2 protein-coding genes are annotated in these 1,206 nt (G+C 68.2%); one reads left to right on the forward strand and one right to left on the reverse strand.

Features of this window, described 5'->3' with window-relative positions:
* Positions 1-902 (reverse strand): autotransporter outer membrane beta-barrel domain-containing protein (locus HMPREF9440_RS10860; RefSeq protein ID WP_245523615.1); only part of this gene is annotated, 902 nt, incomplete at its 3' end.
* On the opposite strand from HMPREF9440_RS10860, the gene HMPREF9440_RS12315 reads away from it, so the two are divergent.
* A partial coding sequence (locus tag HMPREF9440_RS12315; protein ID WP_245523616.1) for a hypothetical protein occupies positions 895-1,206 on the forward strand: 312 nt, incomplete at its 3' end. The genes HMPREF9440_RS10860 and HMPREF9440_RS12315 overlap by 8 nt on opposite strands.

The following is a 1,206-nucleotide window of genomic DNA, read 5'->3' on the forward strand; positions in this document are numbered from 1 at the left end:
CAGAACATCCAGCGCACGCCCACCGACGCGCGCCACGGCATGGTGAGGTCGCCCCCGGCGGCGTGCTTCACCTCGGCCCAGCCGCGCATGTTCTTCGTGAGGACGAGTTTGCCGCCCACGGCCGCTTCGTACCAACCGCCGCCGAAGTCCTTGGCGATGCGGTTCTCAAGACCGAACGCGGTCGAGGACTTCCCGTCGAATTCGTAGAGATAGTCGACGCGGGCGTAGACGTTCCCGAGCTTCTCGTTCGCGATCCCCGTCATGAGGCCGAGGCGCGCGACCTGGAAATCCAACCCGGACTGCTTCACCTTGAGGCCGGCGGCGTCGTAGTCGCCCGAGAAGATGTGGGCGTACGAGTAGGCGGCCTGGGGTTCGATGAAGACCCCGGAACCGAGTTCGAACCGGTGACCGGCCTCGACTGCGACCGCGAGGGCCGACGACGTGAGGTCGCCCTTCACCTGCGGGAGCTTGAATTCGGTTGTGAGGCGACCGAGCTTGGCGGAGAGGTCGACGTAGCTGCCGGCCTCCGACAGCCACTGGCCGTAGACGGTGCCCGCCAAGGTCGTCATGTCGCCTTTGCCCTTGCCCTTTTGCGCGACGAGGTCGGCGGAGCCGTTCGTGAAGGAGAGCGCGCCGCCCACCCAGATGTTTTTGCCCATGAGGTTGACTTTCCTGTCCGCCCCGAACATCACGGTCGTCGCGTCGGCGTCGACGTTCGCCATCTTGAGGGCGCCGCTGCGGACCTTCACCCAGACGCCGGCGTCCGTGTCATCAAGACGCAGGTCGCCCAGACGCTCGTGCGCGTCGTCGGCTTCCGCGCGCCACTGCAGGTACGAGAGCCCGGTGACGTTGAAGGCGGCGAGCGCGTTGAGGTTCTCCTTCACGCGGTCGATCTTGACGATGGGCGCGGGCTGGACGGGCTTCGCCGGGTTGGCGGCGGGATTTGCGGCGGGAGCGGCGGAGGAAGAGGCGGAGGAAGAGGCCGCGGCCGGCGGCTGCGAGGAGTTCTCCGTGGTGACGGAGACCGCAGGTTTCGCGGTCGTGACGGTCGTGACCGGGGCGGGCTTCGCGGTCGTGACCGGCGAAGCGGAAGAGGTCGAGGGGGTGACGGGGGTGGAAGAACCCCCCGGCGCGGCCGCGGCGGCCATCGAGGCGGAGGCGAACGCGGCCAGCACGGCCGCGTGGAGCATGGAAGTGCGTTGCATG

The sequence above is a fragment of the Sutterella parvirubra YIT 11816 genome (assembly GCF_000250875.1).
GTDB classification, from domain to species: domain Bacteria; phylum Pseudomonadota; class Gammaproteobacteria; order Burkholderiales; family Burkholderiaceae_F; genus Sutterella; species Sutterella parvirubra.